At 70.5% G+C, this 15,718-nt stretch carries 14 protein-coding genes; 8 read left to right on the top strand and 6 right to left on the bottom strand.

Features of this window, described 5'->3' with window-relative positions; genetic code table 11:
* Positions 1–127: 127 nt before the first annotated feature.
* From F624_RS0111540 to F624_RS0111530, 3 genes are read left to right on the top strand one after another with little or no spacing between them, the layout of a single operon-like run.
* Complete coding sequence (locus tag F624_RS0111540) at positions 128–808, top strand: response regulator transcription factor (protein ID WP_031254761.1); 681 nt, start codon at positions 128–130, stop codon at positions 806–808.
* Positions 805–2,274: a sensor histidine kinase gene (locus F624_RS0111535; RefSeq protein ID WP_019574464.1), complete on the top strand. Its 1,470-nt coding sequence runs from the start codon at positions 805–807 to the stop codon at positions 2,272–2,274. Before F624_RS0111540 ends, F624_RS0111535 begins: the two co-directional genes overlap by 4 nt.
* Positions 2,271–2,684, top strand: a complete 414-nt coding sequence (locus tag F624_RS0111530; RefSeq protein ID WP_019574463.1) for an RNA-binding S4 domain-containing protein — start codon at positions 2,271–2,273, stop codon at positions 2,682–2,684. The genes F624_RS0111535 and F624_RS0111530 overlap by 4 nt, the downstream gene beginning before the upstream one ends.
* 24 nt (positions 2,685–2,708) lie before the next feature.
* Here the strand turns inward: F624_RS0111530 and F624_RS0111525 are convergent, their stop codons facing one another.
* The 4 genes from F624_RS0111525 to F624_RS0111510 all read right to left on the bottom strand — a co-directional run bounded on the left by F624_RS0111525 (position 2,709) and on the right by F624_RS0111510 (position 7,551).
* Positions 2,709–3,227: a C40 family peptidase gene (locus tag F624_RS0111525; protein WP_019574462.1), complete on the bottom strand. Its 519-nt coding sequence runs from the start codon at positions 3,225–3,227 to the stop codon at positions 2,709–2,711.
* Between the two features lie 46 nt (positions 3,228–3,273).
* The gene (locus F624_RS0111520; protein ID WP_019574461.1) at positions 3,274–4,893 is read right to left on the bottom strand and encodes a PEP/pyruvate-binding domain-containing protein; all 1,620 of its coding nucleotides are present in this window, start codon (positions 4,891–4,893) and stop codon (positions 3,274–3,276) included.
* Positions 4,890–6,848 (bottom strand): DUF47 family protein, encoded by a 1,959-nt coding sequence (locus F624_RS0111515; protein ID WP_019574460.1) that lies wholly within the window; start codon positions 6,846–6,848, stop codon positions 4,890–4,892. Before F624_RS0111515 ends, F624_RS0111520 begins: the two co-directional genes overlap by 4 nt.
* A 121-nt stretch (positions 6,849–6,969) precedes the next feature.
* Positions 6,970–7,551 (bottom strand): nucleotidyltransferase family protein, encoded by a 582-nt coding sequence (locus tag F624_RS0111510; RefSeq protein ID WP_019574459.1) that lies wholly within the window; start codon positions 7,549–7,551, stop codon positions 6,970–6,972.
* Positions 7,552–7,748: 197 nt separating this feature from the next.
* Between F624_RS0111510 and F624_RS0111505 the strand changes: the two genes are divergently transcribed.
* The gene (locus F624_RS0111505; RefSeq protein ID WP_019574458.1) at positions 7,749–8,417 is read left to right on the top strand and encodes a YitT family protein; all 669 of its coding nucleotides are present in this window, start codon (positions 7,749–7,751) and stop codon (positions 8,415–8,417) included.
* Positions 8,418–8,472: 55 nt separating this feature from the next.
* On the opposite strand, the gene F624_RS0111500 is transcribed toward F624_RS0111505, so the two are convergent.
* Entirely contained in the window at positions 8,473–9,069 is a 597-nt protein-coding gene (locus F624_RS0111500) for a GNAT family N-acetyltransferase (protein WP_019574457.1), read from the bottom strand.
* A 144-nt stretch (positions 9,070–9,213) separates the two neighbouring features.
* Between F624_RS0111500 and pdxR the strand changes: the two genes are divergently transcribed.
* From pdxR to F624_RS0111485, 3 genes are all read left to right on the top strand, one after another.
* Entirely contained in the window at positions 9,214–10,722 is a 1,509-nt protein-coding gene (gene pdxR, locus F624_RS0111495) for a MocR-like pyridoxine biosynthesis transcription factor PdxR (protein ID WP_019574456.1), read from the top strand.
* A 126-nt stretch (positions 10,723–10,848) separates the two neighbouring features.
* Complete coding sequence (locus F624_RS0111490) at positions 10,849–11,823, top strand: Bug family tripartite tricarboxylate transporter substrate binding protein (protein ID WP_019574455.1); 975 nt, start codon at positions 10,849–10,851, stop codon at positions 11,821–11,823.
* 171 nt (positions 11,824–11,994) lie between these two features.
* Positions 11,995–12,687: a carbonic anhydrase gene (locus F624_RS0111485; protein WP_019574454.1), complete on the top strand. Its 693-nt coding sequence runs from the start codon at positions 11,995–11,997 to the stop codon at positions 12,685–12,687.
* Between the two features lie 25 nt (positions 12,688–12,712).
* Here F624_RS0111485 and F624_RS0111480 read toward each other — a convergent pair whose 3' ends face one another.
* Complete coding sequence (locus F624_RS0111480) at positions 12,713–13,408, bottom strand: substrate-binding domain-containing protein (protein ID WP_019574453.1); 696 nt, start codon at positions 13,406–13,408, stop codon at positions 12,713–12,715.
* Between the two features lie 269 nt (positions 13,409–13,677).
* Here F624_RS0111480 and F624_RS0111475 point away from each other — a divergent pair, with 269 nt between their 5' ends.
* Positions 13,678–15,594, top strand: a complete 1,917-nt coding sequence (locus F624_RS0111475) for an AI-2E family transporter (RefSeq protein WP_169426579.1) — start codon at positions 13,678–13,680, stop codon at positions 15,592–15,594.
* Positions 15,595–15,718: the final 124 nt, after the last annotated feature.

Below are 15,718 nucleotides of genomic sequence, written 5' to 3'. Positions count from 1 at the left end.
TCTTGGAGGACTGCCGCGCGATCGTAGAAATCGGACCTGTCAATCGGCTGTCCAAGCCCTGCTCCTCCTCTGTTTATGATCTGCGCCCGAACCAGGGCAACCTGGCTTGCCCTCCACCGGTGCCCACATGCAACTCCTGCTGATCGAAGACGACCGCTCCATGCAGACCGCCTTGCAGCGCGCGCTGTCCCGGCATGGCATCGAGGTCAGCATCTGCGCCGACGGCGCGGCCGCGCTGGAGATGTGGCTGCAACGCCAGCCCGATGTGGTGGTGCTGGACCTGAGCCTGCCCGGCCTGGACGGCCTGCATGTGCTGGAGCGCGCGCGCCGCTCCGGGCTGCGCACCCCGGTGCTGATCCTGACCGCCCGCGGCACGGTGGGCGACCGCGTGATCGGCCTCAACAGCGGGGCCGACGACTACCTGGCCAAGCCTTTCGACCTGGACGAGCTCGAGGCCCGGCTGCGCGCCCTGTACCGCCGCCTGCAACCGGCCGACACCAGCGCGCCCCCCAGCCGCCAGCGCCTGGGCGACCTGGAGTTCGACAAGGAGAACGGCGCCTTCTACCTGGGCGACGAGGTGCTGGACCTGACCCCGCGTGAACTCACGCTGCTGCAGGCCCTGATGAGCCGGCCCGGCCACGCGGTCAGCAAGGAGCGGCTGTTCGCGCTGGTGTTTCCGGGCGACGACTCGGTGCAACTCGAGGCCATCGAGGTGGTGGTGTACCGGCTGCGCAAAAAGCTCAGCCAGGCCCAGGTCAGCCTGATGACCTTGCGCGGCCTGGGCTACCTGCTGAAGGCCGCCCCATGAGCCCGTCACGCCCTGCCCTGCGCCTGTCGCTGCGTCGGTACCTGCTGTTGGGCCTGCTGCTGCCCATCGGGGTGTACGTGCTACTCAACAGCCTCAGCCTCTACTTCGACACCCGGGACGCTGTGCAGACCGCCTACGACCGCACCCTGCTGGCCTCGGCCAAGTCCATCGGTGAGCTGCTCACCGTGGAGGGCTACGACGCCCAGGCCCGGCTGCAGGCGAGCGTGCCGCACGCGGCGCTGGAGGCCTTCGAGACCGATCTGCGCAGTCGCATGTATTACCGGGTGTCAGACATGAACGGCGAATGGGTCAGCGGCTTCGAGGCCCTGCCACCCTGGCCTGGCAAAGGCCTGCCGCCCAGCCCCTACTCGGCGCTGGTGCATTTCTACGACGACTTCTACCGGGGCGACCCGGTGCGGGTGGCCGTGCTGCTGCAGCCCGTGGTGAGCGAGCACGGCCGGGGCATGGCCATGGTGCAGGTGGCCGAGACCCTGGGCCTGCGCCAGACCCTGGTGGGCGACATCATGATCGCCTCGCTGCTGCGCCAGGGCGTGCTGGTGGCCATGGTCATCGTGATCGTCATCGCCGTGGTGCAGCGCGCCACCCGCCCGGTGCGCCGCATCAGCGCCGAGCTGCAGCAACGCCCCGAGGGCGAGCTGACCCGCATCAGCGCGCCCGACGCGCCGCGCGAACTGCTGCCCCTGATCGACGCCACCAACCAGCTCATGGGGCGGCTGCAGAACCTGCTGGACCACCAGAAGCGCTTTGTGCGCGACACCTCGCACCAGCTGCGCACCCCGCTGGCGGTGCTCAAGGTGCAGGTGCAATCGGCCCTGCGCGGTGACGTCGACCCGCAGACCGCTCTGCTGGAGATCAACGCCACCGTGGAGCGCGCCACCCAGCTGGCCAACCAGATGCTGGCCCTGGCCAAGGTGGAACAACTGCGCCAGCAGACCGACACCCTGCCGCTGGACCTGGCCGAGGTGGTGCGCGAGGTGGCGCTGGACCTGTCGCCCCTGGTGGCCGAGCGCAACCTGGATTTCGAATTGCAAGACCAGCCGATGACCGTGCTCGCCCACGCCTGGATGCTGCGCGAGCTGGTGCGCAACCTGCTGCACAACGCCATCCGGCACAGCCCGGCCGGCGGCCGCCTGCAGATCACCCTGCAGGTGGAGGACGACCAGGCCGTGCTGACCGTGAGCGACCAGGGCCCCGGCATCGCCAGCACCCAGCGCGAGCGCCTGTTCCAGCCCTTCTGGACCGGGGATGTGCCGGGCAGCTCGGGCCTGGGCCTGACCATCTGCCAGGAGATCGTGCGCGCCCTGGGCGGGCGCATCGCCCTGATCAACCGCCAAGATCCCGAGATGGGTGACCATGCGGGCGGCCTGGACGCCTGCGTGCGCCTGCCGCTGGCCCCAGCCGCCGGCCCCAGGGGTGAATCAGATCAGGGCAAAATCACGCCATGAGCGAACTTGCCTCCCTGCGGCTGGACAAATGGCTTTGGTCCGCCCGCTTCTACAAGACCCGCAGCCTGGCGGTGGAAGAGATCGGCAAAGGCCGGGTCTCGGTGAACGGCGCCAGCGCCAAACCCTCGCGCGAGCTGCGCTGCGGCGACACCGTGGAATTGCGCCAGGGCCCCATCCACCGCACGGTGGTGGTGCTGGGCCTCAGTGCGCAGCGCGGCCCGGCCCCGGTGGCCCAACAGCTGTACCAGGAAACCCCCGAAAGCATCGCCACGCGCGAACAGGCGCAAGAGCAGCGCCGCCTGGCCCCCGAGCCCGCCGCCAGCCTGCAGGAAGGCCGCCCCACCAAGCGCGACCGGCGCCAGATCGAGGCCAACCGCGACTGGAACGACCGCTGGTCGGCGTCGATCTGAGGCCTGGGTGCTTCCGACTCGGGCTCAGGGCCGGCGGATCGCCACCTGCTGCTGCGCCCAATAGCCCGATTTGAGGCGGTCCAGCCGCACCTGCCCGCCGGTGGAGGGGGCATGCACAAAACGCCCCTCGCCCACATAGATGCCCGCATGCGAGGGTGCCCCACCCTTCGAGAACAACACCAGATCGCCGGTGCGCAAGGCCTCGATCGGCACCGCATGGCCCCAGCCCTGAAGCTGCGCCACCGTGCGCGGCGCCGGCAGGCCGGCCTGCCGGCCATAGACATGGCGGATCAGGCCGCTGCAGTCAAAACCCGAATCCGGTGTGTTGCCGCCATAGCGGTACGGGGTGCCCACCAGGCCCAGCGCGTACACGGTGACCGCCTGGCTCTGCTCTTCGGACAAGGCGGCCGGCACCGCCACCGCAGACAGCGGCTCGGCGGCCTGGCGTGGCGGGGCGCTGGAGCAGCCGGCCAGCCAAAGCCAGGGCAGCGCAAGAACAAAAACCCCGCAGGCACGCGGAAGTCGAGGGTGGCGAAGGGTCATGGTGGGAATCGGGTCACAGGCCGAGTGCGGCAGCCCAGCCCGAATACTAGCCGCCCGCGCCCGGTTTGCCAGCCCCCCGCAGGGTGTCCAGCCGCTGCAGCAGGGCTTGCGGCAACTCGTCGCGGGTCTGCACCGCACCCGCGTAGACCTGGCCCTGGTGGCCATCCAGCGACAAGGTGTCGCCCTCGTGCAGGGTCAAGGGCCCCAGCTGGATGCGGCGCGCCGCCAGGTCGATCTGCAGCGTCTCACACCCCACCAGGCACACCTTGCCCATCTGGCGCGCCACCACGGCGGCGTGCGAGGTGCGGGCGCCGCGCTGGGTCAGCAGGCCCCCGGCCAGCTCCAGGGTGGCGATGTCGCTGGTCTCGGCGTCACGCCGCACCAGCACCACCGGCCGGCCTTGCGCCACCAGGCTGCGCGCGGCGGCTTCGTCCAGCGCCAGCGCGCCGCTGACCACGCCCGGGCTGGCGCTGGCGGCCAGCGCCGCGGGCGCCAGGGCCTGGCCATCGGCGGCCAGCACCCGGCGCTGGCTCAGCTGCTCGGGGCCCAGGCCGGCGGTGCGCCGCAGCGCCTCCTCGGCACTGATCAGCCCCTGGTCGAGCATGTCCAGCGCGATGCGGGCGGTGGCGTAGGCCGAGCGCTTGCCGCTGCGGGTCTGCAACAGGTAGAGGGTGCCCTCCTGCACGGTGAACTCGAAATCCTGCATGTCGCCGAGCTGCTGCTCCAGCGTGTGGGTGGCCTGCACCAGCTGCGCCCAACAATCGGGCAGCACGTTGGCCAGGGCCTCATGGCCCTGTGCGCTGCGCCGGCCCGAGACCACGTCTTCGCCCTGGGCGTTGAACAGAAAATCCACCCAGGGCTCAGGCTCGCCACTGGACGGGTCGCGGGTGAAGCCCACCCCCGCCCCCGAGCGCCCCCCGGCATTGCCGAACACCATGGTCTGCACCGTGACCGCCGTGCCCAAGGTGTCGGGCAAGCGGTGCAGGCGCCGGTATTCGACCGCCTTGGGCGCCTGCCACGAGGCCAGCACGGCGCCGATCGCCTCGGCCAGTTGCTGGCGCGGGTCTTGCGGGAAAGGGCGGCCCGCGGCCTGGGCAAAGGCCTTCAGGTGCTGCCGGGTCAGCTCGCGCAGCTCGGCAAAGTCCAGGTCGCGCTCATCGCGTTGGGCCCCCAGGCCTGCAGCCGGGGCCTCGAACAGCGCGGCATCCAGCCCCGCCACCACCTCGCCATAGCTGGCCACCAGGCGGCGGTAGGCATCCCACACCAGGCGGGGTTGGCCGGTCAGGCGCAGCAGGCCGGGCACGGTGGCATCGCACAGGCCGATGTTGAGCAGGGTCTCCATCATGCCGGGCATGGACACCGGCGCCCCGGAGCGCACCGACAGCAGCAGCGGGCCCCGCGCATCGCCAAATTGCAGCGGGCTGGCCAGGCCGGCCTGCAGGGCCCTCAGGCCGGGCTCCCAGGTGGCGGGCAGGCTGGCGCGGCGGCGCCGCTCGGGGTCGGCGCACCAGGCCGTGCCCAGCACAAAGGCCGGTGGCACGGGCAGGCCGAGCGCGGCCATGCGGGCCAGGTTCCAGGCCTTGAAGCCCATGCGCTCGGCACTGGGCGCTGGGCTCGGGGCAGGCCCGCCGCAGCCGATCAGGAACAGCTCGTCATCCGCGCTCATGCCTGCACCCCGGACTGGTTGAAGGCCAGCTCGCGCAAGCCATAGCCGGCGGCCAACAGGCGGTCGGAGGCCAGCTCCAGGGTCTGGGCCAGGTCGTTGGCCAGCATCAGCGAGGCGGCGTCCTGCAGCTCGGCCAGCAGCACTCGGCGCGCCTGGCGCAGCAGATCGTCGCAGCGGCGCTCGGCGTGCAGCACGGCCCAGGAGGCGGTCAGGAACTCGTCCTGGTCCTGGCGCTCGCTGTCGCTGCCCAGGTTGCGGGCGATGGCCAGGGCCTTCACGTGGTCCTGCGTGGCCTGCTGCACCACCTGGGCCAGGGCCGACAAGGCCTGGCGCACCTCGCGGTTCCAGCCCTTCTGGTGGTGGTCGGCCATCAGGCTGATGAGAAAGGCCGCTTCTTCGAGGGCATCGGCCACGTCGTCGCTCAGCACCAGCAGGCGCGACACCGCCTGCCAGCGCGGCTGGCGTTCGGCCTGCTCGCGCGCCTGCATCACCAGTTGGTCGGCCTGGCGCTCCCAGGTCTTGGCCCGGGCCGCCAGTTCGGCCGCCTGCGCTTGCAGCCCGTCGCGGCCGTGGCCCAGGGCATCGCTGACCGCCTGGGCCAGGGTCTGGCAATAGGCGGCGTGCTCGTCGAGCAGGTCGAAGCCGGCGCTGCGGCGCTGCATCTGGCGCGCCAGCAGCAAGCGGGCCTCGTCGGCCACCAGCGAGGGGCTTTGGCCGTGCAGCAAGGCCTCGGTGGCCAGGCGCATCACGTCGAGCAAAAAGGCGCTGGCCTGATCCGGGCCCAGCACCTCGTCAAGCCGGTCGCCCAGGCGGAAGGCGCCCTCGCCCACCGTCTGCATGGCACCAAAAATCAGGCGCTCGCCACCGGCCCGCAGCCAGGCCATGTGACCCAGCTCCTGCTCGGCAGCGGCGCGCAGCAGCAGCTCTGCCGCCGGCTTGCTGACGAAATTCAACAGCCGCTTGCGCGCCCGGTTCCAGTCGATCAGGAACACGATGCGGGCGCCCAGGCCCTCCAGCGTGGCTTGCAGGTGGGCCAGGTCGGCGCAGGCAAAGGTGGCGGTGCCCACGGTGTAGGCCTGGCCCTGGTTGAGCTGGGCCTCGGTGCGGCTTTCCACCACCGACCAGTTGGCCCCCAGCGGCGCCAGCAGGGCCTGGAAGAAGCTGAAGCGGCGCAGGTGCAGGTCGGAGTAGGTGAGCGTGATCGTCAGCTCCTGCACCTGGATCACCAGCACATGGGCATCGTTGGTGCCGATGTCGTTCTGCAGCAGCAGGTGGGCGCCGTCGCGGGTGGCCGCCGTCTCCAGGCCCGGGTGATCGAACTTGAGCGGGGCCGTGCGGCGCAGGCCGCGCATGAAGGCCTGCACCAGGGGGCGGTCGGCCTCGTCCAGTTGCCACACATGGGCGCCGGCAATCAGCTCGCTGGCCACCTGGGGCACCAGCTGGTTGATGGCCTTGTGCAGGTCCATCACCAGCAGGTGCAGGCTGTCGTCGCCGGGCCCGCCCTGGCGCTGGCCGTGGGTGAGGCTGCGCAGCTGCATCGCGTCCAGGCGCACGCCCTGCAAGGCGGCCAGGGTGTCGAGCCAGTGCTGTATGCGCGCGGGCTGCACGGGCTGCGCCGGGTCGGCCAGGGCCAGCACCGGTCGCGCCATCAGGCCCAGGTCTTCGCGCAGGGCGTCGCGCAGGCGCTCCAGCTCGGGCAGCATCAACTGCCCGTCCACCCGGCTGGCCCCGCCGGGCAGGTCGAGCAGCCAGGTCTCGCTGCCCAGGCCGGCCGCCGCCAGCTCGCGGCTCAGGTCCAGCGCCGGCTCACGCGGGTGCTCGGCGTGCTGGCTGGCCGCCTGCAGGGTCGAGAGGTAGAACTTGAGCCGGTCGTTGGCCGCCAGTGCTGCCTTGACCCACACCGGCAGCAACAGACGCTGCTGCCCCAACGATGCCACTGCCAATGTCTTGTCCATGCGTTTCCTTGATCCCGGCTCAGGCCGATCCCTGCCGATCGGCCCAGTCTGGGCAGCGCACATGACGGATCCATGAAACCGGCCCGCGCCAGACTTGCGTCAGATCAAGACGGCCGCAGGATCAGGCCGGTGGCAGCACGGTCAGCCACGGCCAGCGCGCCTGGTAGCTGGCCGCCTTGGCGGCAAACAGGGCCGGCTGAGCCCAGCGCGGGTTGAGGCGCAGGCGCCCGGCCGCCAGGTCGTGCAGGCCGTCGGGGGCATACAGTTCGCCGTCAGCAAGGCTCAGCCCCACGCAGGTGCAGGCGATCAGGTAGCGGTCGATGCCCTCGCGGCAATCGCGCAGGCGCGGGTAGCTCAGCCCGAAGCGTTGCGGGTACCACAGGTGCACCCGGGCCTGGTTGCGCACCTCCACCGTCACGCCCAGGTCGGCCACCACGGCCTGCACACGCTGGATCACGGCGTCTTCGGCCTGCCAGGACAGGTCGCTGTCGAAATAGAACACGTCGTAATCCTTCACGCCCCATCCCGGTGCGAGGCCGCTTTGCGCATTCCACACGGCCTGGAACAGGCAGCCCGCCGTGAGGTGGCCCTGGGGCAGGTCAAGGGCCGGCAGGCGGCGCATCAGCTCGGCATTGACCGGGTTGGCGAGGGCCAGCGCCACCAGGCGGGCAGGGTCGAGCAGGGAATCGGGTGCAGCAGGCATGGCAGGGGCTTCAGGTCGGGCGAGCCATCATGCACCAGAGCAGGGCCCGGGTTCAGGCACGGCAAATGCTAGGGTTTCTACTGAGTTTTACACGCATTCCGGCGACAATAGGCGGCTTGATGCCGTGACCCCCACAAGGGGCCTGGCGCCTCCCCTGCGTGCACTGTCCACCCGATAGCTGCTGATCCGACCCTGCCATGACACCCTCATCGTCGACCTCTCACCTGGCGCCTGGCGCCCTGCCCACCGGCTCGCCCACCCTCTCGTCCGCGCCGCTGCGCCACGGTGCCTTCGAAGACGCGCAGGCCCTGTTTGCCGGCACGCTGTTCGTGGCCATGGCGCTGATGCTGTTCAACCAGGCGGGCCTGCTGATCGGCGGCACGGCGGGCATCAGCTTCTTGCTGCACTACGCCACCGGCCTGTCCTTCGGCAAGCTGTTCTTCGTGGTGAACCTGCCCTTTTACTGGTTTGCCTGGACCCGCATGGGCCGGGAGTTCACGCTCAAGACCTTTGGCTCGGTGGCCCTGCTGTCGCTGCTGACCGAGCTGTTCCCCCATGTGATGCGGGTCGACTACCTGCACCCGCTGTTCGCCGCGGTGCTGGGCGGGCTGCTGCTGGGCACCGGCTGCCTGTTTCTGGCGCGCCACAAATCCAGCCTGGGTGGGGCCACCATCGTGGCCTTGCATGCCCAGCAACGCTACGGCCTGAGTGCCGGCAAGGTGCAGCTGGCGATCGACTGCAGCGTGCTGCTGGCGGCGCTGTGGGTGGTGCCGCTGGAGCGCGTGGCCTACTCGGTGCTGGCCGCGGTGGTGATGGGCGTGTTTTTGTGGATCAGCCACCGCCCCGGGCGCTACGCCGGGGGCTGACCGCCCCCCCGAGCGAGCCAGGTGGGCCGGGTGGGCCCGCCGGAGGGCAGCTGTTTCACGCCCGGGGTTTGTCGAGCTGCCAGCGCAGATGGGTCTTGACGGTGGGCCATTCGGCCTGGGTGATGCTGTAGACGCAGGTGTCGCGCAGGGTGCCGTTGGCGGCGCGCTGGTGGCTGCGCAACACCCCATCGAGCTTGGCGCCCAGGCGCTCGATGGCGCGCCGGCTTTGCTGGTTGAAGAAATGGGTGCGGAACTCGACCGCGATGCAGTCCAGCGCCTCGAAGGCGTGGCCCAGCAAGAGCAGCTTGCACTCGGTGTTGAACGGGCCGCGCTGCGCAGCGGCCCGGGTCCAGGTCGAGCCGATCTCGACGCGGCGGTTGCCGGCATCGATGTTCATGTAGCTGGTCATGCCCGCCACCCGGCCGCTGGCGTCGCGGGTGGTGAAGGGCAGCATGGTGCCCTTGGCCTGCAGGTCGAGCCGGCGCTGGATCTCGGCGGCCATGCCCTCGGGGCTGGGCACAGCGGTGTACCAGAGCTTCCAGAGCTCGCCGTCCAGGGTGGCGGCCACCAGTTCGTCGTGGTGGTCGGGGTGCAGGGGCTCCAGCGAGCAGGCGGCGCCTTGAAGCGTGATCGGAGTGGGCCAGAGGGCCATGAAGGGGTTCCTTTTGATAGGCGGGTTGCCGGGTTGAACAACCCGAGCAGGGCCAGAAGAGCGCTGCCGGGTACGCTACAGTAGCCCGAAGGTGGCACCTCAAAAAGTGCCACGATCTTGAGTTTTGACAGAGCCACGCCACCTATGCCAACCGCCCCACCTCCTGTCCTGCTGATCCCTCAAGTGCTGCTGGAGGCCACGCTGCAGCGCCAGGCCGGGGCCGAGCCGCTGCAGCGCCAGCTGCACCGCCGCCTGCAGCAGGCCATCCTGGCGGGGCGCCTGGCACCGGGCAGCCGCCTGCCCGGCTCGCGCGCCCTGGCCGAGGGCCTGGGGGTGTCGCGCAACACCGTGATCGCGGCCTACGAGCAGCTCAGCGCCGAAGGCTATCTGCAGCCCGACCGGCAGGGCACACGGGTGGCGGCCCTGGCCCGGCCGGCGGCCGCCACGGCACGCGGCAGGCGGGGTGGCGAAGAGGGCCTCGCCCCGGATCAGCCGGCCCTCGCGCAAGGTCTCGCACAGCGCCTGGCCCACATCCAGCCCACCGGCGCCGGCACCCTGTTCGGGCTGCCGCTGCGGCCCGGGGTGCCGGCCTTGTCGCACTTTCCGCTGGCGGCCTGGCGCCGCGCGCTGGATCGGGCCATCACCCAGGCCGGGCCGGCCGCGCTGGCCTATGGCGAGCCGCTGGGCGAGCCGGCCCTGCGCGCGGCGGTGGCACGCCACCTGAGCGTGGCCCGGGGCGTGCGCTGCAGCCCCGAGCAGGTGGTGATCACCGAAGGCGCCCAGGAGGCCCTGTCGCTGTGCGCGCGCCTGCTCAGCAACCCCGGCGACCGGGCCTGGGTGGAAAACCCGGGCTACCGCGGCGCCAAGGCCGCCCTGCGCGCCGCCGACCTGACGCTGCACCCGCTGCCGGTGGACCGCGAGGGCCTGTGCGCCACCGAGCAGGACTGGGCCCTGCACCCACCCCGGCTGATCTACGTCACGCCCTCGCACCAATACCCCACCGGCGCGGTGCTGAGCGCAGCACGCCGCCTGCAGCTGATGGAACAGGCGCGCCGCCACGGCTGCTGGCTGATCGAAGACGACTACGACAGCGAGTTCCGCCATGCCGGCGAATCGATCGGCGCCCTGCAGGGCCTGGTGCCCCAGGCCCCGGTGCTGTATGTGGGCACCTTCAGCAAGACCCTGTTCCCCTCGTTGCGCCTGGGCTTTCTGGTGCTGCCCGAGGCCTTGCTGCCGGGGCTGCAGGGGCCGCTGGGCGAGCTGCTGCGCGGCGGCCAGCGCCACAGCCAGCTGGCGCTGGCGCAGTTCATGGAAAGCGGCGAATTCGCGCGCCACCTGGGACGCATGCGCCGCCTGTACCGCAGCCGCCAGAGTGCATTGCGCAGCGCCTTGCAGCAGCACCTGGCCGTGCCGCACCAGATCGAGGGCGGCCAATGCGGGCTGCACCTGTGCGTGCGCTTCGGGCCCCGGTGGCCCGACCAGGCCGTGGCCGAGCAAGCACGCCAGCAAGGCATGGCCCCGTCGGCGTTGTCGGGTTTTGCTCTGCCGCCGGGGCCGGCCGACAACGGTCTGGTGCTGGGCTATGGCAACACTTCGTCCGAGCTGTTTGCGCCGCTGATCCAGCGCTTGTCCAGGCTGATGCAGGCCCTGTGAGATCACGCTGCAGAAAAGCCACCCCGCACGTGATCACGCTACGCCACCCTGGATAATCGACCGGCCCCGGCCAGGGCGTGACAACACGCTCTGGGCCGCGAGCTTTTTCATTCCGGATATCGACACATGAAGTTCAAGAAAATCGGGCTGGCCCTCATGGCAGCAGCTCTAGGGAGTTCCTTCAACCCGGCCCAGGCCCAGACCGCGCGCTACCCCGAGCGACCGGTGCACATCGTGGTGGGCTTTCCGCCCGGCGGCGTGCCCGACACCCTGGCGCGCCTGCTGGCCGAGCATTTTTCGCTGGGGCAGCCCCTGGTGGTGGACAACAAGCCCGGCGCCGGGGGCAATCTGGGCGGCGAAACCGTGGCCCGGGCCAAACCCGACGGCTACACCGTGATGATGGGCGGCATTGCGACGCACTCGATCAACGGCTCGGTCTTCCCTCACCTGCCGTTTGACATGGTGAAGGACTTCACGCCCATCGTGCTGGTCGCCTCCACTCCCAATGTGCTGGTGGTGCACCCCTCGGTACCGGCCCGCAACGTGGGCGAACTGGTGGCGCTGGCCAAGGCCCAGCCGGGCCAGCTGAGCTACGGCACGCCGGGCATCGGCACCTCGCCCCATGTGGCGGGCGAGATGTTCAACGCCATGGCGGGCGTGAAGCTCAACCACGTGCCCTACCGGGGCCGCGCCATGGCCGTGCCCGACCTGCTGGCGGGCCACATCGGGCTGATGTTCGACAACCTGCCCTCGGCCCTGCCCTCGATCCGCGAAGGCAAGCTGCGCGCCCTGGGCATCACCAGCCTGCGCCGCAGCGCCTCGGCACCCGACATCCCGACCCTGGCCGAACAGGGGCTGAAGGGCTTCGAGGCCGACTCCTGGCTGGCCATTTTTGCGCCGGGCGGTCTGCCGGCCGACATCCAGGCCCTGCTGGCCACCGAGGCGATGCGCGTGTTCAACCTGCCTGAGGTGCAGGCCCGCATGCGCGCCCTGGGCATGGAGCCCATCGTGGCCGGGCCGGCCCAGCTGGCAGCCCACCAGCGCTCCGAGATCGCCAAATGGGCCAAGGTGGTCCGCGAGGCCGGCATCAAGCCCGAATGAGGCCGGGCCCGGCCCGCCGCTGACGCGGCAGGCCCTTGATCCAGGGCAAGAAACGGCCACCCGGGCCCCCGGGGAAGCTGGCGGATGGGCGCCAAAATCGGTGGAATTTGAAAACCAGGCGTTGCATGTCAATGCCTTTCATCACCCACCCAAGGCCCCCAGGACACCGCCATGCCCCCGACCGACGCCTCGCCGCCCGACGAGTTGCTGCAGCGCCTCAGGCGCTTTCAGTCGGACTACTTTCCCCTGCACCAGCAACGCTTTCAGGACCTGGTGGCCCAGGGGCAGCACCCCAAGACCCTGTTCATCGGCTGCTCCGACTCTCGCCTGGTGCCCCACCTGCTGACCGGGGCCGGCCCGGGTGAGCTGTTTCTGGTGCGCAATGTGGGGGCCCTGGTGCCGCCCTACGACGGCTCCAGGGGCCTGCACGGCACCATGGCGGCGGTGGAATACGCGGTACTGACGCTGCAGGTGGAGCGCATCATCGTGTGCGGCCACAGCCACTGCGGGGCAGTGCGGGCGGCCTACGAGGGCGTGCCTGAAGAAGCACGCGCCCTGAGCAGTTGGCTCGAGCTGCTGCAAGAGGCGCAGCTACCGGTGCAGGCCTGCGCCGAGGCGCTGCGCCGCACCGAAGAGCGCTCGGTGGTGCTGCAGCTGGAGCGCCTGATGGACTACCCCATGGTGCGCCGCGAGGTCGAGGCCGGGCGCCTGACCCTGAACGGCTGGCACTATGTGATCGAACAAGGCCAGGTGAACGTGTTCGACGTGAAGCGCGGCGCCTTCATCCCCGCCGCCGAGGCCTCACACAGCGGCACCGGACCTTACCACCCGTACGTGGAGCACGACGGACAGGTGCTGGACTGAGCCGGGCCAACCCGCTTTGCCGTGATCAGGCCTCCGCGGCTTCCATGCCGTGGCGCTCTTTGAGCGCGGTCTGCGCCGGCGCGCTCATGAAATCGAGCACGGCCTGGGCCGCATCGGCCTGGGCGGCGCCCACCCGCACCGCCCCGGTGAAGGTGGTGACGATCTCCAGCCCCGGGGGCATGCCGCCCAGCAAGGTGATGCCGGGCAGGTCCTTGAGCTCGCTGAGCTGCTGAAAGCCCAGTTCCACCTCGCCCTGCACCACCAGGCTGCCCACCGGCACGCCGGGGCGGGCCTGCACCAGGCGGTCTTTCAGGGTCTCGCCCAGGCCCCAGCGCTCGAACAGCTGGATCAAGGCCGTGCCACTGGGGCCGGTGGAGTAGCCGATGCTGCGCGCGGCCAGCACGCTGGCGCGCAGGGCCGCTTCGCTGCTCACGTCGGGCAGGGCCGCGCCGGCGCGCACGGCGATGGCCACCGACGACTGCACCAGGTCACGCCGGCTGGCAGGCAGCAGAAAGCCCCCGGCCATGAGCTTGTCGATGGCGTCGCTGGCCAGCACCACCAGATCGACCGCCTCGCCCTGCTGCACCTTTTTGGCGGCCTCGACACCGCCCAGGGATTCGAACTGCACCGGCACCTGGAACTGTTGCTGGTAGGCCGAGGCCAGGTCGGCCAGAAGCAGGCGGGTGGCCATGGAAGAAATGCCGGTGATGGGTGTGCTCATGCGTCAGCGCTCTTGAGGTTCGTGAGGTTGGTGAGGGGGTTCGGAATGCAGACCGGCCGGACAGACTGTGCGCCCGCCAGCCCCTGGATCGCCCGCGATTGTCCGCCGCCGGCACGGGCGCGGCCCAGTACACCCTTGCACTAGCTGGTATTCACGATGGGCATGGCTGCGGGAGGGCTTTGCCGCCGGGCTGCACAGAGCAGGTGCTCGTTATGATCCAGCATCAATTCGATGCCGTCCATCAACCCAAACCAGCCGATCGCACCAGAGTGACCTCTCCCGTCGACCCCACTCCCCGTCCACAGGCCGAGCACTGGCGCAGCGGCCTGAGCACCAGCCCGCTGGTGTCCTGCGCCATTGTGCTGGGCCTGCTGTACCTGGCGCGCGAGGTGCTGGTGCCGGTGGCCCTGGCGGCCATGCTGAGCCTGCTGATCGCGCCCCTGGTCAGGCGGCTGCGCCGCATCGGCCTGCCCGCCACCCCCGCGGTGCTGACCGCCGTGGGCGGCCTGTGCGCCGGCATGGCCGCCCTGGCCGTGATGCTGGGCCTGCAGCTGGTGGACATGACCGCCAGCCTGCCGCAGTACGAATCGTCGATACGCGCCAAGGTGGCCACCGTGAAAGAGCTGACCGTGGACCGCATGGATTCGCTGCAGGGCACGGCCGGGCGCCTGTTCAAGCACCTGAGCGAGCCCGAGCGCCCAACGCCCAGCCGCAATGCCGCCAGCCGGCTCAAGGCCAATGCCAACGGCGAGCGCGTGCAAGTCGAGGTCTACCCGCCGCCCCCCACCTCGCTGAGCGTGTTGTCCCACCTGGCCGGCTCGCTGTGGGAGCCGCTGGCCACCGCCGGCATCGTGCTGATCGTGATGCTGTTCACCCTGCTGGAGCATGAGTCGCTGCGCGACCGCCTGCTGCGCCTGATCGGCGGGCACGACCTGCGCGCCAGCACCGAGGTGCTCAACGACGTGGGCGCGCGCCTGTCGCGCTACTTCGTGTCGCAGTTTGCGGTCAACTTCGGCGTGGGGGCGGTGGTGTGGCTGGCCCTGTGGGCCATCGATCTGCCGCACGCCATGCTGTGGGGCGTGCTGACGGCCTTGATGCGCTTTGTGCCCTACATCGGCGTGCTGATTGCGGCCGTGCCCGCCGTGCTGCTGGGCGCCGCGGTGGAGCCCGGCTGGACGCTGATGCTGCTGACGCTGACCGCCTTCCTGGTGGTCGAGGTGCTGGCCGCCCAGGTGGTCGAGCCCCTGCTGTATGGGCACAGCACGGGCCTGTCGCCGCTGTCGGTGGTGATTGCGGCCATCTTCTGGAGTGCGTTGTGGGGCCCGGTGGGCCTGCTGCTGGCCACCCCGCTGACCCTGTGCCTGCTGGTGGCCGGGCGCTATGTGCCCTCGCTGAAGTTTCTCGACATCCTGCTGGGCGACGGGCCCTCGCTGACGCGGCCGCAGCGCTTCTATCAGCGCACCCTGTCGGGCGACGCGCACGACCTGATCGCCCAGGCCCGCGCCTACCTGAAGAAAAAAAGCTTTGCCAGCTACTGCGACAACATCGTGCTGCCGGCCCTGCAACTGGCAGCCCGCGACCACGAACTGGACCTGATCACCCCCGAACAGGCCCAGCGCATGCGACAGGTGGTGGTGGATGTGATCAGCGCACTGGATGGCACCCCCCGGCGTCGGCGCCAACGCGGCGAGGCCCACACGGTGCTCGACCAGAGCAGCCCTGGCGTGGCGCTGCGCCGCCAGCGCGAGGCCGAGATGGGCCGCTGGCAAGGCCCGCTGAGCGTGCCCACCGGCTCGCTGAACCTGTGCATCGGCCAGGGCAGCATCGGCGACGAAATGATGACCGAGCTGCTGACCCGCGCCCTGCGCGACGCCGGCCTGGACGCGCGCCACATGTCGGTGACCGACACCGATGCGGCCCCGCCCGAGGCCCGCACCGACAGCGTGGCCCGGGTCTTCATCCAGAGCGGCGAATCCGAGGCCGCCACCCAGACCCTGGTGCTGCAGTTGCAGCAAGACCTGCCCCAGGCCAGCCTGATCCAGGTGCAGCTGCCCGCCTGGGTGACCGGCCAGGCCACACACACCCAGGCTCCCCCGGGGGTGATGGTGGTGGAGTCGTTCCGCGATGCCGTGAACTGCGCGCTGGAGGCGGACCAGGCCAAGCGGGGTTCGGCGGCCAAGGGCTGAAGCCGCCCATACATTTGACGCGGCACCAGAGCTGCCTACCGCGCTGAACAGCCCGGCCGCGACGCCGCGACGCAAACAATGGCCGCCATGCTCATCACCCTGTTTTTGCTCGTCCTTATGGTGG

Origin of the sequence: Curvibacter lanceolatus ATCC 14669, assembly GCF_000381265.1 — a bacterium.
GTDB classification, from domain to species: Bacteria; Pseudomonadota; Gammaproteobacteria; order Burkholderiales; family Burkholderiaceae_C; genus Curvibacter; species Curvibacter lanceolatus.
Note: the sequence above shows the minus strand (reverse complement) of the source record. Positions and strands in the feature narration are given on the sequence as shown.

What these genes read in the sequence shown, in the direction of transcription:
- F624_RS0111540 (WP_031254761.1), top strand. Translation starts at nt 128, where the DNA reads ATGCAACTCCTGCTGATCGAAGACGACCGCTCCATGCAGACCGCCTTG.
- F624_RS0111535 (WP_019574464.1), top strand. Translation starts at nt 805, where the DNA reads ATGAGCCCGTCACGCCCTGCCCTGCGCCTGTCGCTGCGTCGGTACCTG.
- F624_RS0111530 (WP_019574463.1), top strand. Translation starts at nt 2,271, where the DNA reads ATGAGCGAACTTGCCTCCCTGCGGCTGGACAAATGGCTTTGGTCCGCC.
- F624_RS0111525 (WP_019574462.1), bottom strand. Translation starts at nt 3,227, where the DNA reads ATGACCCTTCGCCACCCTCGACTTCCGCGTGCCTGCGGGGTTTTTGTT.
- F624_RS0111520 (WP_019574461.1), bottom strand. Translation starts at nt 4,893, where the DNA reads ATGAGCGCGGATGACGAGCTGTTCCTGATCGGCTGCGGCGGGCCTGCC.
- F624_RS0111515 (WP_019574460.1), bottom strand. Translation starts at nt 6,848, where the DNA reads ATGGACAAGACATTGGCAGTGGCATCGTTGGGGCAGCAGCGTCTGTTG.
- F624_RS0111510 (WP_019574459.1), bottom strand. Translation starts at nt 7,551, where the DNA reads ATGCCTGCTGCACCCGATTCCCTGCTCGACCCTGCCCGCCTGGTGGCG.
- F624_RS0111505 (WP_019574458.1), top strand. Translation starts at nt 7,749, where the DNA reads ATGACACCCTCATCGTCGACCTCTCACCTGGCGCCTGGCGCCCTGCCC.
- F624_RS0111500 (WP_019574457.1), bottom strand. Translation starts at nt 9,069, where the DNA reads ATGGCCCTCTGGCCCACTCCGATCACGCTTCAAGGCGCCGCCTGCTCG.
- pdxR (WP_019574456.1), top strand. Translation starts at nt 9,214, where the DNA reads ATGCCAACCGCCCCACCTCCTGTCCTGCTGATCCCTCAAGTGCTGCTG.
- F624_RS0111490 (WP_019574455.1), top strand. Translation starts at nt 10,849, where the DNA reads ATGAAGTTCAAGAAAATCGGGCTGGCCCTCATGGCAGCAGCTCTAGGG.
- F624_RS0111485 (WP_019574454.1), top strand. Translation starts at nt 11,995, where the DNA reads ATGCCCCCGACCGACGCCTCGCCGCCCGACGAGTTGCTGCAGCGCCTC.
- F624_RS0111480 (WP_019574453.1), bottom strand. Translation starts at nt 13,408, where the DNA reads ATGAGCACACCCATCACCGGCATTTCTTCCATGGCCACCCGCCTGCTT.